Below are 20,710 nucleotides of genomic sequence, written 5' to 3' on the forward strand. Positions count from 1 at the left end.
TCGTGGCGATCAGACCTCGCGGGCGGGGTTCTCGATCGAGGCCGCGAACGAGGCGAGCCTCGTTCGGAGGCCGGTCACGACCGAGACGAGGGTGCGAGCGGAGTCATCGGCGACCCAGAGGTCGACCGCGGTGTCGAACAGGGCGACGGCGATGCTCGAGACGAGCGCGGCATCGGCGCCGGTCGCACCGTGGTCGACGAGCGAGTCGCGGATGGCTTCGGTCAAGGCTGCCGACTTCAATCGCTCGCGCTCCTGGAGACGCGGATCCGACGCGATGACGGCGCGACGGATGCGGATCTGCTCGCGCCACTGCTCGAGCTCGTCCGCGGCGCCGGTCACGCCGTGCAGCGCGAGCGCCATCGGTTCGAGCCCCGCGGGTACGTCATCGAGAAGACGTCTCACGACGTCGGGGAACTCGCGTTCGCGCAGGAACAGCACGTCGCGCTTGTCTGCGAAGTGCCGGAAGAACGTGCGTGTGGTCAGCCCCGCCCGCTCGGCGATGCGGGGCACGGTGGTCTTGGAATAGCCGTCGGAGAGGAAGAGTTCCATCGCCGCGCGTTCGAGTCGGAGAGCCGCGTCCGGTGCCCAGCGTGCCATGTGTCCACAGTAGCCGACTGACGACACGTCGTGTCATCGACCCTATAGTGAGTGATGTCACCTCGTGTCATCCCCTCGATCATCGGAGTCATCGTGTCCCTGAACGCCGCCGCCTGGCTCGCATCACCCCGCGCCGACCTCGTCGTCCGTCCCGCCGACATGCCCGTTCCGGGGCGCGGCGAGATCCTCATCCGCAACCGTGCGCTGGCGGTCAACCCCCTCGAGGTCAAGCAGGGGACCGGCGACCTGATGTACCGCTGGCTGTCGTACCCGATGATCCTCGGGGAGGACGTCGCCGGAGTCGTCGAAGCCGTCGGCCCCGACGTGACCCGCTTCTCGGCCGGTGACCGTGTCGTGGCGTACGCGGTCGGGATGGAGCGCGGACGTCGCCACGACGCGGAGGGTGGTTTCCAGCTCTTCACCGTCGTGCGCGAGGACCTGGCCTCACCGCTCCCGGAGAGCATCGGCTACACCGACGCCGTCGTCCTGCCGCTCGCGGTCTCGACGGCCGCGACAGCCCTCTTCCAAGACGACGCTCTCGCACTCGTGCCGCCCACGCCGGGGCCGGCCGGCACCGGCACCGGCACCATCCTCGTCTGGGGCGGATCCACGAGCGTTGGGATGAACGCGATCCAGTTGGCCGTCGCGGCGGGCTATCGCGTCATCGCCACCGCGTCGGCGCGAAATGCCGGCTTCCTGCGTGATCTGGGCGCGAGCGATGTCGTCGACTACCGCTCGCCCGACGTGGAGCGCGACATCCTGGCAGGCCTCTCCGGCGAGAGCCTGGCGGGTGTCGTCGCGATCGGGCCGGGCTCCGGCGCTCCCGCCGTGCGGATCGCCGCCGCCGCGGGCGCCAAACGCGTCGCCCTCCTCAGCCCGCCGGTGTCGTTCGGCTCGATCCCGCGCCGCGGCCGACGGAGCGCGGCATTCATCCGGACCATGAGCAGAGTCGCGATCGGCCAACTCGCCATCCAGCTGCGCGCACGCGCCGCCGGCGTGCGGGCCGGCTTTGTCTGGGGCAGCACACTGATGGCGAACGAGGTCGGACCGATGCTCTGGGAGCGGTATCTGCCCGACGCGCTGGCGGACGGCAGGCATGTCTGCGCTCCCGCGGCAGAGGTGGTGGGCGATGGACTGGAAAGCATTCAGCACGCCCTGGACCGTCTGCACGCGGGCGTCTCGGCGCGCAAGCTCGTCGTGACGCTGTGAGCCGCCGCCCCGCGTGTCCACGCCGCGGATTAGGCTGAGACCATGCCGCCGAGCCCTCGCCGACCCGCCTCCCGCGGACCCGCGAAGACCGCCATCCGTCAGCTGTCGTGGCGGGCGCCCGAGCCGGCACCGATCGTCCTCGTCTCGGGCCCCGAGGAGGTCTGCGCCGAGCGTGCGATCGCGGGACTGCGCGACTACCTCAAGGCCGAGGACCCGAGCCTGGAGGTGTCCGACATCCGCGCCGACGACTACGCCGCGGGCACCCTCCTGGGCATGGCCTCACCGTCGCTGTTCGGCGAGCCTCGGCTCGTCCGCGTCGGCGGCGTCGAGAAGTGCTCCGACGCGTTCCTGACCGAGGCGCTGGCCTACCTCGAGAACCCGCAGGACGGCGCCACGATCGTGCTGCGGCACACCGGGGCGAGCGTCCGGGGGAAGAAGCTCCTCGACGCGATCCGTGCCGGCACCGGTGGCGGTGTCGAGATCGCCGTCCCGGCGATCAAGCGTGATGCGGATCGGTTCGACTTCGCCGCCGGTGAGTTCCGCACCGCGGGCAAGCGCATCGCGCCCTCGGCGCTGCGGACGCTCGTCTCGGCGTTCGCCGACGACCTCACCGAGCTTGCGGCGGCATGCCAGCAGCTGATCTCCGACGTGCCCGGCGACATCGGAGATCAAGTCGTCGAGCGATACTACGGGGGCCGCGTCGAGACCACCGCCTTCGCCGTGGCGGACACCGCGATCGCAGGCCGCTACGGCGAGGCGCTGATCACGCTGCGCCATGCTCTTGCGAGCGGTGCCGACCCCGTTCCCCTGGTCGCGGCGATCGCGTCGAAGCTGCGGACGATGGCCCGCGTCGCGGGCACCCGCGAGCCGTCCGCCGCCCTCGCGGCTCGGCTCGGCATGAAGGACTGGCAGGTCGACCGGGCCAAGCGCGATCTGGTCGACTGGACGGAGTCGGCGCTCGCCACCGCGATCCAAGCGGCGGCACGTGCCGACGCCGAGGTGAAGGGCGCCTCACGCGATCCGGTGTTCGCCGTCGAGCGCCTGGTCACCGTCATCGCGACCCGCGCCCCCTACGGCGCCTGACCCTGGCCTCCACCCGATCTGCAAGACCACGCTCTTACCCGGGACCCGGCCGCGAACCCACCGTCTCGGCGCGGGAGTGCGGTGAGGAATCCGGGGACGACGAAGGCCCGCACCGACGAGCGGGGCGGGCCTTCGAGGCACAGCGGCAGAGCGGCTCAGAGAGCAGCGACCTGCTTCGCGATGGACGACTTGCGGTTCGCCGCCTGGTTCTCGTGGATGACGCCCTTGCTCACGGCCTTGTCGAGCTTCTTCGACGCGGTCGCCAATGCCTTCTCGGCGGCGGCCTTGTCGCCGGCGGCGATGGCCTCCCGGGTGCGGCGCACCTCGGTCTTCAGCCCGCTCTTGACGGCCTTGTTGCGCTCGCGCGCCTTCTCGTTGGTCTTGTTGCGCTTGATCTGCGACTTGATGTTCGCCACGTGAGACGTATCTTTCGTTCGGAATTTTCGGTGGATGTGTCGGACGGCAGTAGAGGGGTGCCGCACGACGGTCGTGTGAGGGAGGAACCCACACGGCAAGCCGAAGACCGAGTCTATCAGGTTCCGCTGCGCGAGCCGGTATCGGCGAGGGTCGCGAGGGCGAGATCGAGGAGAGCGTTGAAGACGCGCGGACGCATCGCGGTGACCAGGTGACTGGTGCGCGGCACCACGATGAGCTCGGCGCCCGGGGCCAGTCGCGTGAACAGGCGCTCGTTGACCCGCAGCTGGTCGTACTGTCCGTTGACGAACCAGGTGGGAACGTCGATCCGCCGGACGGCGGCGAGCAGGTCGAGCACCGACAGGCTGCTCAGTGCGACGTCCTGAGCGTCGTACGCGTATCCACCGGCACCGAAATCGGGACGGGTCTCGATCGGGAGCGTGCGGTCGAGCACCCAGTCGGTGATGCGCTGGCCGCGGCCGGGGAGCCGATCGAAACCGAGCGCGAGAGCCCGGTACACCGAGAGTCCGATCCCGCGGGGAATCGCCGTGCACGAGGCTGCGACGAACGCCGAGACCGGCGGTCGCTCCTCGTTGCCGACATAGGCGGTGCTCAGCAGCCCGCCCATCGAGTGACCCACCAGCAGCACGGGGCCGCGTTCCGCGGCATCCCGCACGGCGTCATCGATCGTGGCGAACGCGCCGCCCAGGGTGAAGGTCTCGGCCATGCGGGTGCCGTGGCCGGGCAGATCCAGTGCCCGCACCGACACGTCCCGCTCACGCAGGTGTGCCACCTGAGCGCGCCACATCGTGGCGGATGTGCGGATGCCGTGCACCAGAATCACCTGCGGCCGCATGCTTCCACTCTAAGCATGCGGCCGCAGGACGAGGGGTGATCAGAGCAGGGACCGAACCCGCACCGACCCGCTCACCGATCCCTCGACCGCGTCGGCGTCGCTGGGCACGAACGTCGCGGTGAAGGCGTGCGTGCCACGGCTGAGCCGGCCGAGGGTGTACGCGGCGGCGCCGGAGCGTACCGGGACCGTCGCGATCAGACGGTCGCCCTCCCGGAACTCCACCACGCCCTCGGCCCGTCCCTCTTCGAGCGAGACCAGCGCGAGCAGCGTCGTGGGCAGGATGCCGTTCAGGTGCACCGGCAGGACGGGGAGCAGCAGCGTCCGGCTCGCCACCGGGTCGACGGCCTGCTCGACGTCGACGGCGACGGTCACGGTGGTCCCGGTCGCCGGGGCGGTCAGCGTGAGCGTCGCCGGGCCGGCCGGCACCTCGGCGGGGATCGTGGCCTCGACGGCCGCGGTGCCCCCCGATACCGGCACGGTCGTCAGGAGCGTGTCGCCCCAGCGCACCTCGAGGGAGGTGTTCTCCGGGGCGCCGCGGCTCGTCATGTTCAGCCCGGCGACCGAGAACGACACCGGCGCGCCGGCCGTCGCCGTGTCGGGAACCCCCGAAACCTGCACGGCCTGCTTCGCGAAGTCGGGCTCGAGCGGCGGATTGTCGGCGATGTAATCGACCCAGGCCTCGTAGTCGAGCAGGCCGGTGTCGACGTAGTCGGTGCCCTCGGCGAAGACGCGGAAGTTGTCGCCGCCGGCCGCAAGGAACGAGAAGGTGCCGATCCGGTACTCGCCGGCGGGATCGATGGGAGCGCCGTCTACCGTGACCGATGTGATCCTCTCGCCCTCGGGGAGCGCCGGGTCGTAGGTGTACTGCACGTTGTCCGACAGTCCCAGCTGCAGGTACGGTCGCTGCGGCACCGTGCCGTCGGCTGCGCGCTGCCACTGCTGCTCGAGCATCGTGGTGAACTGTTCGCCGGTCAGCGTCACGAGCGCGAGCGTGTTGTTGAACGGCAGCACGGCGTTCGCCTGCGAGAACGAGACGGTGCCGTCGGCGAGACCGGGCACGGCCGTCGCGCCGAACTCCGCCTGGGTGTCCCACAGGTCGGCACGGAGGCCGCCCGGGTTGGTGACGCCGATGACCGCACCGTCGGGCAGGTCGGCCAGGCTGTCACGCAGCATCGTGGCCACGGTGTTGCCGAGGGCCGACTCCGACGCGCGGTCGTCGCGGCTGCCGCCGCTCCAGACGCCGTCGACGAAGGAGCCGCCGGCATACGCGGTCGTGATGTCACCCGCCACCTCGCCGACGGCGGTGTTGCCGATCTCGGCCGCGTTTGCGAGCGCGGCCCGCACGATGCCGTCCACCTCGGCGACGCGGGGGTAGGTCGCCACCAGGGATGCCGCGTCGGCGGTGGTCCGAGGCACGAGCTGCTCGGCGTGCGCGCTGACCGTGTGCGTGTCCGGGTCGATCTCGAGCAGGATCTGCCCGATGTTCGCCCCGTAGGACCCGGTCTGGACGACGGGGCGGGTGCGATCGGTGCCGGGAATAGCGGCCGACCATGCGTAGTCCTTGTGCGTGTGACCGGTGAAGATCGCGTCGACCTCCGCTGCGGTGTCGTTCACGAGTGCTGCGAACGCGCCGCCGGCGGCGAGTTCCTGCTCGAGGTCGGCGCCGTCCGCCGTGCCGGCCCCGGCACCCTCGTGGTAGAGCGCGACGAGCACGTCGGCTTCGCCGTTCGCCTCATCGCCGTCGCTCAGCTGCGCCGCGACGCGGTTGACCGCCTCGACGGGGTCGCCGAACTCGACAGCCTCGATGCCGGCCGGACTGACCAGCGACGGCGTCTCTTCCGTCACCGCGCCGATGATGCCGACCGACAGCCCGTCGGCATCGACGATCGCGTACTCGGGCAGAGCGGGCGTCCGCGTGCCGGCCTCGTACACGTTGGCGCCGAGCTGCGGGTAGTCGGATGCCTCGGCGACGCGCCCGGACAGATCGGCGAACCCGCGATCGAACTCGTGGTTGCCCACGGCGCTCGCCTGCAGCTCGAGGGCGTTGAGCACATCGATCGTCGGCTGATCCTGCGCCACGGAAGAGGCGAACAGCGAGGCCCCGATGTTGTCGCCGGCCGACAGGAACAGCACCGGCCCGTCGGCGGCCTCGCGAAGCTGCTCGACCGTGCCGGCGAAGGCGACGGTGTTGTTGTCGATGCGCCCGTGGAAGTCATTGATCCCCAGCAGGGTCAGCGAGACGGGCGCGGCCTCCGCGTCGATCCCCACGATGACGGGGTCGTGGTCGCTCGAGCGGTACGCATCGGGTGCGTCGAACAGCGTCCCGTGGTTGGCGTACCGGCTGTACTCGAGTGCGACCGACTCACCGGAGTTGATGTTCCAGATGTCGGCGCCGGTCGCGCGGCCGAGCGCGGCGTCGTTGAGCAGGACGTGGTCCAGCGAGCCCGACAGGCCCGAGAAGCTGTACGAGCTCCCGGCGACGTCGAAGGCCTGTTCCGCCGAGCTGAAGCCCGCCTCGTACAGGACCTGAAGCGGATCCTCCTGGCCGTACGAGTTGAAGTCGCCGACCAGCGCGACGGAGTCCACGTCTGTTTCGGACTGCACCTCCGACACCCAGTCGCGCAGTGCCGTCGCCTGGCGGACCCGCGACTCGACCGACGCGCCCTGGCCGTCGCCGGTGTCGGCGTCCCCCGGCCACGGACCGGCCGATCCCTTGGACTTGAAGTGGTTCACGACGAAGAGCAGATCGGCCCCGCCGCCGACGGGTGCGAAGACCTGCCCGATGGGCTCACGGGCGTTGCCGAACGCCCCGCCGTCGTCGCTCTGATCGCCCAGCGCCCGCGCCGCACCGTCCGGGGTGACGAGAGCGGGCTGATAGATGATCGCGTTCGTGATGACGTCCTGCTCGGATGCCGGCGGCAGATCGGCCGACGAGGGCACGAACGCCCAGCGGTCCTCCCCGGCGGCGGTGTTCAACGCGTCGACGAGGGATGACGTCGCCTCGTCGGGGGCCTCGCCGAGAGCAGCGGAGTTCTCGATCTCCATGAGGCCGACCACCGAGGCATCCAGCTCGGTGATCGCGGCCACCAGCTTGCGCTCCTGGCGCTCGAAGTCGCCGGCATCCCAGGCGCCGCGCTGATCGCAGCCGTCGCGCACCGTGACCCCGTCGCCGAAGCGATCGGTGTACGCGACGCACGCGGCGTCGTCGGTGCCGAGGGTCGTGAAGTAGTTGAGCACGTTGAACGAGGCAATCGTGATGTCGCCGCCGACCGCCTCCGGAGCTGCCGTGCGCACCTGCTCGAAGACGACCTGATCCTCACCCGCGCCGTCGCCGACGAGGGGCACCGTGGGATTGAGCTTCCAGGTGTCGTTGCGGAAGTCGACGATGTGCGGCGCCGTGAAGGTGGCGCCGGCTCCGACAACCACCGGCTCGCGGAGCGACACGTACGGGGGAGTGAGGGCGCGATTGTCGCTCGAGAGGAAATTGACGCTCGTGCCGTCGTCGAGCGTGACCGCACGCGCGGCATTGTCCGCCGCGATCGCCGCGGCCTCCGGGGAACCCGGGCGTGCGGCGTCCGTCGGCTGGCGCAGCGGCGCGTCGCCGAACGCGAGACCGACCTCGCCGTACTGGTTGGTCGAGTAGGTGTTGGTGACGGTGAACGCCCCCTGCGGCTCGATGAGCATCGACTCGAGCACCTCGCGGCCGGCGGCGTCGGCCGGCCACGCCAGGCGCACCGGGACGGGCTGCTCGGCGGCGGCGATGACGGCCGCTGCTCCGGTGGCCACGGTGATCTCGGTCAGTCCGTTGAACTCCGACACGACACCCGTCAGCTCGACGGTGTCGCCCAGGGCCACCTCGTCGACGGCGCCGGGGGCGTAGACGAAGACGGCGTCGGATGCGGCGCGACCGGCCGTCGTGTCGCCGCCCGTCCCGGGCGTCTGGATCACGTAGCCGTCGAGTCCGCCCGTCGGGTAGTGCGCGGTGACCACGCCCGAGGTCGTGACGGTGGCGCCGACGTGCGGGGATGCGTCACCGTCGCCCTGGATCTGCGCGATCGTCAGCGCGATCGGGTCCGGCTCCGGCTCCGGGTCGGGGTCGGGGTCACTGCCGCCGAGGCCCTGGGGCGTCGGCGCACCGGCGGTGAAGTCCGCGGCGTTGTCGGCGGTGTTGGTGAGGGCGTCGTCACGCGCGACGGATGTCGCGTTGGTCGTGGCCGGGGCCGCGCCGGCACCGGCGAAGTGCGTCGCGCCGCCCCAGCCGACGAGGTCGACCACCTGAGGGAGATTCGCGATGCCGGTCGCGCCCGCCAGCGCGTCGCGGCTCGAGACCAGCGCGACCTTGCCCTGCGAGCCGCTGAGGGCGACCGTGCCCTCGACGTCGGCGTCGAAGCCAGGGAGCGAGGTGTTCGCCCCGGTGGCCTGACCGACCAGCACCTGGCCGCCTGCCGGGACGACGGCGCCGGCGAGCGGGGTCACCTGCCACGATGCTCCGGTCGCGGAGGCGTACTGCACGCTGTACTGCGACAGGTCGACGGCGGCGTCCCCGACGTTGGCGATCTCGACGAAGTCGCGGTTGAACGGTGCGCCGTTGTTGCCGCCGCCGCCGTAGACCTCCGAGATGACGAGGTCGGCGGCCGGATCCACGGCCGCCGCCGCGCTGATCGGGAATCCGATCGCCGAGGCGACGGTGGCCGCGGCGATCGCGGCGGTCAGAGTGCGCGAGCGCGCGCGAACGTGAACTGACGAGGTCACGGAGATCTCCCAGCGGCGCGGGCACGAGGGGGATGTCGCGCGGGGACCGGCCGTGCTTCGAGCTTCGGCTGAGGATCGCCTGGGAGCAAGCAACGAATGTGTTAAATCTTCCTCATCCCGTCTACCCGCGGGCGGGAGCGCGATGCGACCCGACGCCGCTGCGGCGCGTGGCCGGGCGAGGCCCCGGGTAGACTGCCCAGGACATGTCTCCGCGCGCCTCCCAGCCGCTCGCGCCTGCCGCCACGCCGCCCGAGCTCATCCGCAACTTCTGCATCATCGCCCACATCGACCACGGCAAGTCGACGCTGGCCGATCGGATGCTGCAGATCACCGGCGTCGTCGCCGACCGCGACATGCGCGCGCAGTACCTCGACCGGATGGACATCGAGCGCGAGCGCGGCATCACGATCAAGAGCCAGGCCGTGCGGATGCCGTGGTCGAAGGACGCCGGCACCTTCGCGCTCAACATGATCGACACGCCCGGCCACGTCGACTTCACCTACGAGGTCAGCCGGTCGCTCGCCGCGTGCGAGGGCGCGATTCTGCTCGTCGACGCGGCTCAGGGCATTGAGGCCCAGACGCTCGCGAACCTGTACCTCGCCCTCGAGAACGACCTGCAGATCATCCCGGTGCTCAACAAGATCGACCTGCCGGCGGCCGACCCCGAGAAGTACGCCGCGGAGCTCGCCAATCTGATCGGAGGCGATCCCGCGGACGTGCTGCGGGTGAGCGGCAAGACCGGCATGGGGGTCGAGGAGCTGCTCGACCGCATCGTCGACCGCATCCCGGCACCGGTCGGCGACCCGGACGCTCCAGCGCGCGCGATGATCTTCGACTCGGTCTACGACGCCTACCGCGGCGTCGTCACCTACGTGCGGATGGTCGACGGAAAGCTCGAGCCGCGCGAGCGGATCCAGATGATGTCGACGCGCGCCACCCACGAGCTGCTCGAGATCGGCGTGTCCAACCCCGAGCCGATCCCCGGCAAGGGGCTCGGCGTCGGCGAGGTCGGCTATCTGATCACGGGCGTGAAGGACGTCCGCCAGTCCAAGGTCGGCGACACGATCACCACCCACCGCAAGCCCGCCACGCAGGCGCTGCCCGGGTACACCGACCCCAAGCCCATGGTCTTCTCCGGCATCTATCCGATCGACGGCAGCGACTACGGCGACCTGCGCGAGGCGCTCGACAAGCTCAAGCTCTCCGACGCGTCGCTCCAGTACGAGCCCGAGACCTCCGTGGCGCTCGGCTTCGGGTTCCGGTGCGGGTTCCTCGGGCTCCTCCACCTCGAGATCATCACCGAGCGTCTCTCGCGCGAATTCGGCCTGGACCTCATTACCACCGCTCCGTCGGTCACCTATGAGGTCGCGACCGACACCGGCGAGACGGTGGTCGTGACCAACCCGAGCGAATACCCGGACGGCCGCGTGGCCGAGGTGTCGGAGCCGGTCGTGAAGGTCGGCATCCTCGCGCCGAAGGACTACGTCGGCACGGTCATGGAGCTCTGCCAGACGCGCCGCGGCACTTTGCTGGGCATGGACTACCTGAGCGAGGACCGTGTCGAGCTGCGCTACAACATGCCGCTGGGCGAGATCGTGTTCGACTTCTTCGATCACCTCAAGTCGCGCACCCAGGGCTACGCGAGCCTCGATTACGAGCCGGCCGGTTCGCAGACGGCCGACCTGGTCAAGGTCGACATCCTGCTCCAGGGTGAGAAGGTCGACGCGTTCAGCTCGATCGTGCACCGTGAGAAGGCCTATGCCTACGGCACCATGATGACCGAGCGGCTGCGCAAGCTGATCCCGCGACAGCAGTTCGAGGTGCCGATCCAGGCCGCCATCGGCGCTCGCATCATCGCGCGCGAGAACATCCGCGCGATCCGCAAGGACGTGCTCGCGAAGTGCTACGGCGGTGACATCACCCGCAAGCGCAAGCTCCTCGAGAAGCAGAAGGAGGGCAAGAAGCGCATGAAGATGGTCGGGCGCGTCGAAGTGCCGCAAGAGGCCTTCATCGCGGCGCTCTCGGGCGACGTCGAGGGCAAGGACAAGAAGTAGCCCCAACCGGATCCACGAGGAGACCGATGCATCAGCGACGCGGGACCTTCCGAGACGAGACCGTCGACTACGCGGCGGTCGGTGCGACGCGCGCGCACGACCTGATGGCGTATCCGCCCGAGCGCAGCCTCCCCGCCGAGAGCGCCTGGCGCATCGGCAGCGGTCAGTCGCGCTTCGACACGGCCGCCGACCTCCTGATGTCATGGTCGGCCCTGCGCGGTGCCGGCCTGCGCGTGAGCGACGTGCGGCCCGCATCGGGCCCCATGTACACCGGCGTCGCGTTCGACGAAGAGGGCAATGCGGTGGCGCCGAGCAGCATGGAGCACGAGCAGCGGTTCGACTCGGACGGCACCCCGTACGTCGGCGCGGGCACGACCCTTCGCGTGCACGGGCGCGTCTCGGGCCTCAGCGCGGACGCCGAGCTGCGCGTGATCTTCGTCGACGAGGAGCCGCGTCGGGTCGCCTTCGCGCTCGGCACGGTCGGCGGCTCGGTCGTCAGCGGCGAGGAGTCGTTCCTGCTCGAATGGCGCGACAGCGACGAGGTGTGGTTCGTGGTGCGCGCGTTCGACCGGCCGACGGCCCTGACGTATCGCATGCTTCCGGCGCTCGTGCGCCGCCGACGACGGATGCTGTTCCAGGGCTATCTCCGGGCGATCTCGCCGCTGTACACGACGCCCGGGGCCTGATGGGCGCAGCGCTGCCTCTCGGTGATCCGGTGCCGGCCGACGGATCGCTCCCGGACGACCTCGCCATCGCGGCCGACGGCGCGTTCGGGGTGTACCTGCACGTGCCCTTCTGCCGCGTCCGATGCGGCTACTGCGACTTCAACACGTACACCGCCACCGAGCTGCGCGGAGCGCGCCAGGATGCGTACGCCGACGAGGTCCTGCGAGAGATCGCGCTCTCGGCGCGTGTCCTCGACGAGCGGGGCCCGCGGCGCCCCGCCGAGACGGTGTTCTTCGGCGGCGGCACGCCGACCCTCCTGCCTCCGGGCGACCTCGCCCGCATGCTGGCGGGCGTTCGCGACACCTTCGGGATCGCGCGCGGCGCCGAGGTCACGGTCGAGGCGAACCCCGACACGCTGACCGACGAGGTCGCCCGCGAGCTGGCCGATGCCGGAGTCACCCGCCTGTCGATCGGGATGCAGTCGGCAGTGCCGCACGTGCTCGCTGCGCTCGATCGCACCCACGATCCGGCGAACGTCGCGACGGCGGTCGCCGCGGCCCGAGCGGCCCGCCTCGATGTCTCGCTCGATCTCATCTACGGAGCTCCCGGCGAGAGTCTCGACGACTGGCGTCGCTCGCTCGAGACGGCGGTCGCCCTCGGCCCCGACCACGTTTCGGCTTACGCGCTCATCATCGAGGAGGGCACCAAGCTCGAGCGGCAGATCCGCCGCGGCGAGGTGCTCGCCCCCGACGACGATCTGCAGGCCGACATGTACGAGCTCGCCGACGACCTGCTGGCCGCGGCCGGTTACCGGTGGTACGAGGTGTCCAACTGGTCCACGACTCCCGAGCAGCGTTCGCGTCACAACCTGGCCTACTGGCGCGGCACCGACTGGTGGGGCTACGGGCCGGGCGCGCACAGCCACGTCGGCGGGCTGCGCTGGTGGAACGTCAAGCATCCCGCCGCCTACGCGCAGCGGCTCTCCGGGGGCGTGTCGCCCGGAGCCGGGCGGGAACGGCCGGACGCCGAGGCGCGTCGCCTCGAGTCGGTGCTCCTGCGCACGCGGATCGCCGAGGGCCTCCCGATCGCGGAGCTCGATGACGATGCCCGGCGCGGTGTGGCCGGTCTCATCGCCGACGGACTGATCGACGGGGCCGCCGCGGTCCGCGGCCGCATCGTGCTGACCCTCCGGGGGCGGCTGATGGCCGACGCCGTCGTGCGAACGCTCACCGAGTGAGTCCCGGCGGCGATCCTCGCTCGCGGCGCGGTAGAATTGGCACTCCCGTACAGCGAGTGCCAGCGAGGAGGTGACATGGTTTCGGAACGCGGACTGCAGGTGCTGCGGGCGATCGTGCAGGACTATGTCGACACCCGTGAGCCCGTCGGCAGCAAGTCGATCGTGGAACGCCATGCCTTCGGAGTGTCGGCGGCGACGATCCGCAACGACATGGCGCTGCTCGAGGACGAAGACCTCATCGCCGCGCCGCACACGTCGTCGGGACGCGTCCCGACGGACAAGGGATACCGGGTGTTCGTCGACCACCTCGCGGGGCTGCGTCCGCTCAGCTCTGCTCAGCGCTCCGCCATCGCGACCTTCCTCGACGGCCCGAGCGACCTCGACGACCTCCTCGTGCGCACTGTCCGTGCTCTCACCCAGCTCACGGGGCAGGTGGCCATGGTGCAGTACCCGTCGTTCGCGCGGGCGCAGGTGTCTCATCTCGAGCTGGTCGATCTCGGCGGCGGGCGCCTCGTGGTGATCGTGGTGACCGACACCGGGCGCGTCTCGCAGCGCGTCGGGGTCGTGCGCACAGTCCTCGACGAGGCCCAGTTCGCTGTCGCGAAGGCGACCCTGCGCGCCGCGGTGACGGGGAGCTCGATTCGCGACGCGTCGCAGGCCGTCTCCGCCCTCGCCGGCGACGTGTCATCGCGCGACGCGATCGGGGAGGCTGTGCGCGAGATCGCCCGGATCCTGGTCGAGGAACTCGAGACCTTCCGGCAGGACCGTCTGGTGATGGCCGGCACCGCCACGCTCGCTCGGCGGGAGGCCGACTTCCGCGGCAGCATCTACCCGCTGCTCGAGGCGATCGAGGAGCAGGTGACCCTCCTGCGCCTCATGGGCGAGATGGTCACCGACGAGCGGGGAGTGGCGACCCGCATCGGCCGTGAGAACGAGGCCTTCGGGCTCTCGGAGGCATCCGTCGTGACGAGCGACTACGACGTCCCCGGCTCCCATGCGCGGGTCGGGCTCATGGGGCCGACCCGGATGGACTACCCGACCAACCTCGCGACGGTCCGCGCCGTCGCCCACTATCTCAGCCGGCTGCTCGAGGACGACGAGAGCTCCCGCTGACCCCACCCACCCACGCCCCTCCGGGCGGAAAGGCGATCCGTGGCTGACCACTACGAGGTCCTGGGCGTCGCGCGCGACGCGTCGCCCGACGAGATCAAGAAGGCGTATCGACGCCTCGCACGAGAGCTGCACCCCGACGTGAATCCCGGCGCGGACGCGTCCGAGCGCTTCAAGCTGGTGACGCACGCCTACGACGTGCTCAGCGACCCCGAGCAGCGCCAGCGCTACGACATGGGCGGCGATGGTCCCGGCGGTTTCGGGGGAGCCGCGGGCTTCGGCGGGTTCAGCGACATCTTCGAGACATTCTTCGGCGGCGGTGGTGCCGGCGGCGGCCGCGCCGGCGGGCCGCGATCGCGCCGGGAGCGCGGACAGGACGCCCTCGTCCGCGTGACGCTCGAGCTCGGCGACGTCGTCTTCGGTGTGCACCGCGACATCGAGGTCGACACCGCGGTGCTGTGCGAGACCTGCCAGGGCTCGTGCTGCCAGCCCGGCACCCAGCCGGTCACCTGCGATGTCTGCCACGGCGCCGGCAACGTCCAGCGCACGGTCCGCAGCCTGCTCGGCAACGTCGTGACCTCGCAGCCCTGCAACGTGTGCCAGGGCTACGGGACGACCATCCCCTACCCGTGCACGACGTGCCAGGGACAGGGACGGGTGCGTGCTCGCCGCACTGTCTCGCTCGACATCCCCGCCGGTGTCGAGACGGGGCTGCGGCTGCAACTGCCGGGGTCCGGCGAGGTCGGTCCGGCGGGCGGACCCAATGGGGACCTCTACCTGGAGGTGACCGTGGCCGCCCACGACGTGTTCAGCCGCGAGGGCGACGATCTTCTCGCCACGCTCGAGGTGTCGATGCCCGACGCGGTGCTGGGCGCCACCACCACGATCGAGTCGCTCGACGGCCCGGTCGACCTCGAGCTGCGGCCCGGCGTGCAGTCGGGTGACGTGCTGACGATCAAGGCCCGCGGGATCACGCCCCTGCGCGGAACGAACCGCGGCGACCTCCGAGTCGGCGTCCACGTCGTGACGCCGACTCGCCTGGACGCGAAGGAACGCGCGCTGATCGAGGAGCTGAAGCGCCGCACGAAGGCACCGGCCCCGCACCTGGCGGAGTTCCACCAGGGGATGTTCGCGAAACTGCGCGACCGGTTCCGGAACAGCTGATCCCATGGCGCTGCACTTCGTCGTCGACGCGCCGCTGGACGCCCAGCCGGGCGAGAGCGTCGAACTCACCGGCGCCGAGGCTCACCACGCTGCGGGCGTGCGGCGGGTGCGGCCCGGCGAAGCGGTGACGGTCGGCGACGGTGCCGGCACCTGGCTGAGCGGGACCGTCGTGTCGGCCGACCCGAGACTCGTGCGCATCGACGTCACCGGGCGTCGGGACCTCCCGGCGCCCGAGCGCCGCGTCGCCCTCGTGCAGGCTCTCGCCAAGGGCGACCGCGACGAGCTGGCAGTGCAGGCGTGCACCGAGCTCGGGGTGGACGAGATCGTCCCGTGGCAGGCGGCGCGCAGCGTTTCGCGCTGGAGCGGACCCAAGATCGAGCGTGGCATGCAACGCTGGTCGACCATCGCTCGCGAGGCCGCGAAGCAGGCACACCGGCCATGGTTGCCCGACGTCGCCGCGCCGGCATCGACGGCCGATCTGGTCACGCGGGCGACGGGGAGGCGGATGCTGGTGCTCGAGCCGTCGGCGACGCAGCCGCTCAGCCGCGTCGACCTGGGCGACGGCGACGTCGACCTGGTCGTCGGTCCCGAGGGCGGGATCGCGCCGGAGGAGCTCGAGGCGCTGCGGGGCGCCGGTGCCACCCTCGTCCGCCTGGGCGGCACCGTCCTGCGCACCTCCACCGCCGGGCCCGCCGCGCTCGGTGTGGTCAACGTGGCTCTCGGACGCTGGTGAGCGCCGGCTCCGGTCCGATCGCACACCCCGCCGATAGACTGAGATCATGAGCGAACCGTCCGTCTTCACGCGCATCCTCCGCGGTGAGATCCCCTCCGAGATCGTCGCCGAGACCGAGAACGTGTTCGCCATCCGCGACATCGCCCCGCAGGCTCCGGTCCACCTGCTCGTGATTCCCAAATCCGAGCAGTACCGCAACGTCGTCGAGCTCGCAGCGGGTGACCCCGCTCTGCTGAGCGAGCTCGTCGGCCTCGCCCGCACGGTCGCCGACGAGCACGCCGCGGGTGACTTCCGATTGATCTTCAACACCGGTGCCGGTGCGGGGCAGACGGTCTTCCACGTCCACGCCCACGTCCTCGCCGGTGACCTCTCCGAAGGGAGCCTCGGTGGCTGACGCTCCCGAACCCGCCGTCGCGAAGATCCTCGCCGACGGCATCGCCATGGTCCAGCTCCTGGGCCCCCAGGACCGCCTGCTCCGGGTCGTCGAGCGCGAGCACCCCGACGTGGACGTCCTGGTCCGAGGCAACGAGATCACGCTGACCGGCAGCGAGCACGACGTGGCTGCCGCCACCTCGCTCGTCGACGAGCTGATCGCCATGGCTCGCGCCGGCCAGGGACTCGACCCGAGCGACGTCTCGACGTCGAACCGCATCCTGCAGCGCCGCACGGCAGGCGACGAGGGGCCGCGCCCCTCCGAAGTCCTGGGCGAGGCGATCCTGTCGTCGCGGGGCAAGGTCATCCGTCCGAAGACCCTGGGGCAGAAGGCGTACGTCGACGCGATCGACGAGAACACCATCGTCTTCGGCATCGGCCCGGCGGGAACGGGCAAGACCTATCTCGCCATGGCGAAGGCGGTGCAGGCGCTGCAGCGCAAAGAGGTCAACCGCATCATCCTGACCCGCCCCGCCGTCGAGGCGGGGGAGCGGCTGGGGTTCCTGCCCGGAACCCTGACCGACAAGATCGACCCCTACCTCCGACCGCTCTACGACGCCCTCAACGAGATGCTCGACCCCGAGCTGGTGCCCAAGCTCATGGCCACCGGCACGATCGAGGTCGCCCCGCTGGCGTACATGCGCGGTCGCACGCTGAACGACTCGTTCGTCGTCCTCGACGAGGCGCAGAACACCACGCCCGAGCAGATGAAGATGTTCCTCACCCGCCTGGGCTTCGGCACGCGCATGGTCGTCACGGGCGACATCACCCAGGTCGACCTGCCCCAGGGCACGTCGGGGCTTCGGACCGTGACGCGCGTGCTGAAGAACGTCGACGACATCCACTTCGCGACGCTCACGAGCGAGGACGTCGTGCGCCACACCCTGGTCGGCCGCATCGTCGACGCCTACAGCGAGTACGACGAGCAGCGACTGCTCGCGCGCCGGGAGCGCGATGAGGCGAGCGAATTCGCGAGCCGCGCAGAGGGACGCTCGTCGTCCCGGCCGTCCGGGCCCCGCGACCGACTCCCGAAACGAGGACGCTCATCATGACGATCGAGATCACCAACGAATCCGGCGTCTCGGTCGACGAGACCGTGCTTCTCCGCCTGACCGAGCACAACCTCGCGCAGCTGAACGTCAGCCCGGACGCCGACCTGGCGATCCTCCTCGTCGACGAGGGCGCGATGGAGTCGCTGCACGTGCAGTGGATGGACGAGCCCGGGCCGACCGACGTCCTCAGCTTCCCCATGGACGAGCTGCGTCCGGGGACCGAGGAGTCGCCGACGCCGCCGGGGCTGCTCGGCGACATCGTGCTGTGCCCGCAGGTGGCGGAGGCCCAGGCTCAGGCGGCCCGCCACACGACCCTCGACGAGCTCATCCTGCTCACGACGCACGGGCTGCTGCACCTGCTCGGCTTCGACCACGCCGAGCCGGAGGACGAGCGCGAGATGTTCGGTCTGCAGCGCGAGCTGATCACCGCCTTCCACGCCAGCGAGCGCCGCAGAGCGTGACCGAGATCCTCCTCGTCCTCGGCGCGGTCATCCTCGTCGCGCTCGGGGGGCTCATGGCCGCCCTCGACGCCGCCCTCGGCGTCACGTCGCGGGCGGACCTGGCCGACTGGGCCGAGTTGGGCCGAAACGGACCGGCCCTGCGCCGCATCGCCGACGACACGACGGCTCACGGCAACGCGGTGGTGTTCATCCGCATCCTCGCCGAGTCCACGGCGGCCGTCGTCGTCACCGCCGCCTTCACGATCGCGCTCGAGAACCTGTGGTGGGCGATCCTGGCAGCGGCGCTGCTGATGACGGCGGTGTCGTTCGTGCTCGTCGGCGCGAGCCCGCGATCCGTCGGACGCCAGCACGCGCGTGGCCTTCTGATCGCGTGCGCGCCGATCGTCCGCGGCGCGCGCATCGTCCTGGGTCCGTTGGCGCACCTGCTCGTGATCGTCGGCAACAGGGTCACGCCGGGGATCTCGCGCGGAACCTCGTTCGCCTCCGAGGAGCAGCTGCTCAGCATGGTCGACGAGGCCGCCTCGCGCGACCTGATCGAAGCGGACGACCGCGACCTCATCCACTCGGTCTTCGACTTCACCGACACCCTCGTGCGCTCGGTCATGGTTCCGCGCACCGACATGGTGACGGTGCCCCAGACGGCCACGACGCACGAGGCGCTCGCACTGTTCCTCGAGCGGGGGGTATCGCGGGTTCCCGTCACAGACGACGACCGCGACGACATCGTCGGCGTCGTGTACCTGAAGGACCTCGTCCAGTTCTCGTTCGGCGACGCCGCGGGGTGGCGCGACGTGCCGGTCGGCCGGGTGGCACGTCCCGCCGTCTTCGTTCCGGAGTCGATGCGCGCCGAGACCCTTCTGCAGCAGATGAAACGCGATGCCGTGCACGTCTGTCTCGTCGTCGACGAGTACGGTGGCGTGGCCGGCCTCATCACCCTCGAGGACCTCATCGAGGAGCTCGTGGGCGAGATCGCCGACGAGTACGACCGTGGTGCGGCGGAGGTCGTCGAGATCGAGCCGGGGCGGTTCCGCGTCAGCGCGCGCCTGGGCCTGGACGAGGTGGGCGAACTGTTCGGCATCGAGCTCGACGACGACGACGTCGACTCGATCGGCGGCCTTCTCGGCAAACGTCTCGGGAGGGTTCCGATGCCGGGCGCCACCGTGGACGCCGGGGGCCTGAGGATCACCGGCGGTGTGTCTCGGGGCCGAGGACGGGGCCTGGCGACGGTGTTCGTCGAACGCGCCCCGGTCGTCGTCGACGACGATTCCGCACGTCCGCGCACAGGCGAGATCCGATTGGCACGAAAAGGAGAGGACCGATGACCTCAGGAGCGACACGTTCCGGATTCGCGACGTTCGTGGGGCGACCGAACGTCGGCAAGTCCACGCTGACGAACGCGCTGGTCGGTGAGAAGGTCGCGATCACGAGCGACAAGCCCCAGACGACACGACGGGCCATCCGCGGCATCTTGAATCGACCCGCCGGTCAGCTGGTGATCGTCGACACCCCCGGCATCCACAAGCCCCGGACGCTGCTCGGCCAGCGCCTCAACGATCTCGTCGAGCAGGTTCTCGGCGATGTGGACGTCATCGGCTTCCTCGTCCCCGCCACCGACAAGGTGGGCCCGGGCGACAGGCGCATCGCGGCCTCTCTCGACGGGTACCCGCGAGCGAAGAAGGTCGCGATCGTGACGAAGACGGACCTGGCCGGACGCGACGAGATCATGGAACGGCTGATGGAGGTCGACAGTCTCCGCGAGGACTGGGCCGCCGTCATCCCCTTGTCCGCGGTCACCGACGAGCAGCTCGACGTGCTCACCGACGAGCTCCTGTCTCTCATGCCCGAGGGGCCGGCGCTGTATCCCGACGACGTCGTGACCGACGAGTCCACCGCCGACCGCATCGCGGAGATCATCCGCGAGGCCGCTCTCGAGGGCGTCCGCGACGAGCTGCCGCACTCGATCGCCGTCACGGTCGAGGACGTCGCGGCGCGCGAGGACTCCGACCTGACCGATGTCTTCGCCAACATCGTCGTCGAGCGCGACAGCCAGAAGGCCATCATCATCGGACGCAAGGGATCGCGGCTCGCCGACGTCGGAGCGCGCGCTCGCGCGCAGATCGAGCCGCTCGTGGGCAGCCGGGTCTTCCTGTCGCTGCGCGTGCGCGTCGCGAAGGAGTGGCAGCGCGACCCCAAGCAGCTGGGCCGTCTGGGGTTCTAGCCCACCTCGCGGATCGCGGACTGCACGACGACGACGTCCGCTCCGAACTCGTCGTCGGCAGCGGCCTGCAGCGTGCCGTCGTCCCAGACGACGGTGACCCATAGGCGCCCGTCGTACGCACCCGTCACCAGCACGGTGTCGCCGAGCGTGTCGCGCACGCGCTGCTCCACGTCGCGCAGCGTCGCCTCGTCGGCGGTTCCGGGCGTGCCGTCGGTGGGATCGGCGACGGGGAGCGGGTCGTAGAGGGCGAGCGACACCGGCGGCCGGGTCGACGTCATCGTCTCTCCGTCGAAGGTGCCCTGCACGGCGTAGGCGCCCCACGTCACGCCCGACATCTCCGTCTCGTCGGTGGTGCCGTCCCAATCCCACCCGGCGAGCGGGATGCCGCTGCACTGGGGCGGGGCGGACTCCGCCACCCCGCCGAGGCACAGCCGCGTCCCCGTGCCGTCGTCGAGCACCGTGCCCTGCGCCACGACCTCGCCCTCGGGCGGAGCGGGGGAGAGCGAGCCTCCGACGGCGCCCGGGGTGGTCGCGCAACCGGAAGCGGCGACGACGACGGAGACGACGAAGGCGGCGATGACGATGCGCGGAGTTCTCATACTCCGTCAGTGTCGCCGACGACGGCTTCGTCTCACCGTCGGCACGCCCGTGCACACTCGAACTGCCCGCAGG

18 protein-coding genes are annotated in these 20,710 nt (G+C 70.7%); 13 read left to right on the plus strand and 5 right to left on the minus strand.

The features are described 5' to 3' along the window. Positions 1 to 9: 9 nt before the first annotated feature. Positions 10 to 597, minus strand: a complete 588-nt coding sequence (locus HW566_RS00890) for a TetR/AcrR family transcriptional regulator (protein WP_178009586.1) — start codon at positions 595 to 597, stop codon at positions 10 to 12. Between the two features lie 54 nt (positions 598 to 651). On the opposite strand from HW566_RS00890, the gene HW566_RS00895 reads away from it, so the two are divergent. Further along, positions 652 to 1,806, plus strand: a complete 1,155-nt coding sequence (locus HW566_RS00895) for a zinc-binding alcohol dehydrogenase family protein (RefSeq protein WP_256728980.1) — start codon at positions 652 to 654, stop codon at positions 1,804 to 1,806. A gap of 42 nt (positions 1,807 to 1,848) precedes the next feature. After that, positions 1,849 to 2,889, plus strand: coding sequence for a DNA polymerase III subunit delta (gene holA / locus HW566_RS00900; RefSeq protein ID WP_178009588.1), 1,041 nt, complete (start codon positions 1,849 to 1,851; stop codon positions 2,887 to 2,889). A 155-nt stretch (positions 2,890 to 3,044) separates the two neighbouring features. On the opposite strand, the gene rpsT is transcribed toward holA, so the two are convergent. From rpsT to HW566_RS00915, 3 genes are all read right to left on the minus strand, one after another. After that, a complete protein-coding gene (rpsT, locus tag HW566_RS00905) occupies positions 3,045 to 3,305 on the minus strand; it encodes a 30S ribosomal protein S20 (protein ID WP_178009590.1) in 261 nt (86 codons plus the stop codon). A gap of 116 nt (positions 3,306 to 3,421) precedes the next feature. After that, positions 3,422 to 4,159: an alpha/beta fold hydrolase gene (locus HW566_RS00910; RefSeq protein WP_178009592.1), complete on the minus strand. Its 738-nt coding sequence runs from the start codon at positions 4,157 to 4,159 to the stop codon at positions 3,422 to 3,424. 39 nt (positions 4,160 to 4,198) lie between these two features. Next, the gene (locus tag HW566_RS00915; RefSeq protein ID WP_306171782.1) at positions 4,199 to 8,911 is read right to left on the minus strand and encodes an ExeM/NucH family extracellular endonuclease; all 4,713 of its coding nucleotides are present in this window, start codon (positions 8,909 to 8,911) and stop codon (positions 4,199 to 4,201) included. Positions 8,912 to 9,114: 203 nt separating this feature from the next. Here HW566_RS00915 and lepA point away from each other — a divergent pair, with 203 nt between their 5' ends. The 11 genes from lepA to era all read left to right on the plus strand — a co-directional run bounded on the left by lepA (position 9,115) and on the right by era (position 20,038). Next, on the plus strand, positions 9,115 to 10,965 hold the full coding sequence (lepA, locus tag HW566_RS00920) for a translation elongation factor 4 (protein WP_178009594.1): 1,851 nt from the start codon (positions 9,115 to 9,117) through the stop codon (positions 10,963 to 10,965). Positions 10,966 to 10,991: 26 nt separating this feature from the next. After that, entirely contained in the window at positions 10,992 to 11,651 is a 660-nt protein-coding gene (locus HW566_RS00925; RefSeq protein WP_178009596.1) for a DUF1990 family protein, read from the plus strand. Then, positions 11,651 to 12,868, plus strand: coding sequence for a radical SAM family heme chaperone HemW (gene hemW / locus HW566_RS00930; protein WP_178009598.1), 1,218 nt, complete (start codon positions 11,651 to 11,653; stop codon positions 12,866 to 12,868). The genes HW566_RS00925 and hemW overlap by 1 nt, the downstream gene beginning before the upstream one ends. 75 nt (positions 12,869 to 12,943) lie before the next feature. Further along, the gene (gene hrcA, locus HW566_RS00935) at positions 12,944 to 13,981 is read left to right on the plus strand and encodes a heat-inducible transcriptional repressor HrcA (RefSeq protein WP_178009600.1); all 1,038 of its coding nucleotides are present in this window, start codon (positions 12,944 to 12,946) and stop codon (positions 13,979 to 13,981) included. A gap of 39 nt (positions 13,982 to 14,020) precedes the next feature. Beyond that, a complete protein-coding gene (dnaJ, locus tag HW566_RS00940; protein ID WP_178009601.1) occupies positions 14,021 to 15,142 on the plus strand; it encodes a molecular chaperone DnaJ in 1,122 nt (373 codons plus the stop codon). 4 nt (positions 15,143 to 15,146) lie between these two features. Then, entirely contained in the window at positions 15,147 to 15,875 is a 729-nt protein-coding gene (locus tag HW566_RS00945; RefSeq protein WP_178009603.1) for a 16S rRNA (uracil(1498)-N(3))-methyltransferase, read from the plus strand. A gap of 46 nt (positions 15,876 to 15,921) precedes the next feature. Further along, positions 15,922 to 16,269 (plus strand): histidine triad nucleotide-binding protein, encoded by a 348-nt coding sequence (locus HW566_RS00950; RefSeq protein ID WP_178009605.1) that lies wholly within the window; start codon positions 15,922 to 15,924, stop codon positions 16,267 to 16,269. Between the two features lie 46 nt (positions 16,270 to 16,315). Next, positions 16,316 to 17,359, plus strand: a complete 1,044-nt coding sequence (locus HW566_RS00955) for a PhoH family protein (RefSeq protein ID WP_178014561.1) — start codon at positions 16,316 to 16,318, stop codon at positions 17,357 to 17,359. Further along, entirely contained in the window at positions 17,356 to 17,820 is a 465-nt protein-coding gene (ybeY, locus tag HW566_RS00960) for an rRNA maturation RNase YbeY (protein ID WP_178009607.1), read from the plus strand. The genes HW566_RS00955 and ybeY overlap by 4 nt, the downstream gene beginning before the upstream one ends. Beyond that, positions 17,817 to 19,142, plus strand: a complete 1,326-nt coding sequence (locus HW566_RS00965; protein ID WP_178009609.1) for a hemolysin family protein — start codon at positions 17,817 to 17,819, stop codon at positions 19,140 to 19,142. Before ybeY ends, HW566_RS00965 begins: the two co-directional genes overlap by 4 nt. Then, the gene (gene era, locus HW566_RS00970; protein ID WP_178009611.1) at positions 19,139 to 20,038 is read left to right on the plus strand and encodes a GTPase Era; all 900 of its coding nucleotides are present in this window, start codon (positions 19,139 to 19,141) and stop codon (positions 20,036 to 20,038) included. Before HW566_RS00965 ends, era begins: the two co-directional genes overlap by 4 nt. Here era and HW566_RS00975 read toward each other — a convergent pair. After that, positions 20,035 to 20,637 carry a hypothetical protein gene (locus tag HW566_RS00975; RefSeq protein ID WP_178009613.1) on the minus strand — a complete coding sequence of 201 codons (603 nt, stop codon included), beginning with the start codon at positions 20,635 to 20,637 and terminating at the stop codon, positions 20,035 to 20,037. The genes era and HW566_RS00975 overlap by 4 nt on opposite strands. Positions 20,638 to 20,710: the final 73 nt, after the last annotated feature.

Source organism: Microbacterium oleivorans (genome assembly GCF_013389665.1).
GTDB classification, from domain to species: Bacteria; Actinomycetota; Actinomycetes; order Actinomycetales; family Microbacteriaceae; genus Microbacterium; species Microbacterium oleivorans_C.